A 1,002-nucleotide genomic window follows, 5' to 3' on the forward strand; every position below is an offset into this window, starting at 1 on the left:
CATGTAACCTCACGTGACACACGAAACGCCTGCACGAACCGCGTGCGGGAACGCGGAACGGCGGCGTCCGAGAGGGAGAACTTTGAGTGGCGGCCAAGTTTCCGACCCTGTCTCTTCGGATGCGGCTCTTCGTTCTCACTGCCGTCGCCTTGGCCCCGGCCCTGATCATCCTCGTCTATAACGAGATTTCGTTACGGCGCAGCCGCGAGGCCGAGGTCCACGAACTGGCGCTTCGGTTCGGTCAGTTGGCGGCGCTGGAGATGGAAAGCATTGTCGGTGGCACGGAGGGATTGCTGCGCGCCGTCGCCCGCGCGCCGGTCGTGCGATCTTTCGAGGCCGAGGCCTGCGCAGTGTATCTCGTCGACATTCTGGCTCAGGCGCCGCACCTGAACTCGATCGCGGCTATCGACACTCATGGGGACCTGCGCTGCCGATCGCAAACGCCGACGCGCGCCCCGCGTTTGGACGACCGTGAGTATTTCAAGCGCGTTCTGAAAACCGGCAGCTTCGTCGTCGGCGAGTACATGATCAGCCGCTTTTCCGGAAAGCCGGCCTTGCCGCTCGCGACGCCGATCCAAGACAATGAAGGCGCGGTGATCGGTGTACTCGTGGGAGCGCTCGACCTCGACTGGCTCGGTCGAAGGCTCGGTGAAAGGGATCTCACCGGCGGAAGCGCTCTGACGATCGCAGACCGGAACGGCGTCATCATCGCGCGCGAACCCTTTCCGGAGCGGTTCATCGGGACGAAGATACCCGAAGCGTTCCTTCCGCTGGTCAACGCGGCCTCTCCGGGAACCCGGGAGGTCACGAGCCAGGACGGCACACGCCGCATCATCGGGTACATTCCCGCCTCGACACGGTCGAACGGGTTCTATGTCAGCGCGGGGCTCTCGCGCGATGAGGCGTTCGCGCCTATCGAACGCGCCACGCGCCGTGGCGCGGGACTTGCGATCGTCGGTGCTTTGATCGCGTTTCTGTCGGCATGGTTCATTGGCCGTAGCG

The 1,002-nt window shown here is 64.2% G+C and carries 1 protein-coding gene; it reads left to right on the forward strand.

Annotation, left to right across the window (positions count from 1 at the left end; translation table 11 throughout):
* Window positions 1–86 precede the first annotated feature (86 nt).
* On the forward strand, window positions 87–1,002 hold a 916-nt coding region (locus tag AC1DT3_RS22515; RefSeq protein WP_477467393.1), incomplete at its 3' end, for a cache domain-containing protein.

This window comes from Microvirga sp. P4_G7, from assembly GCF_056401005.1.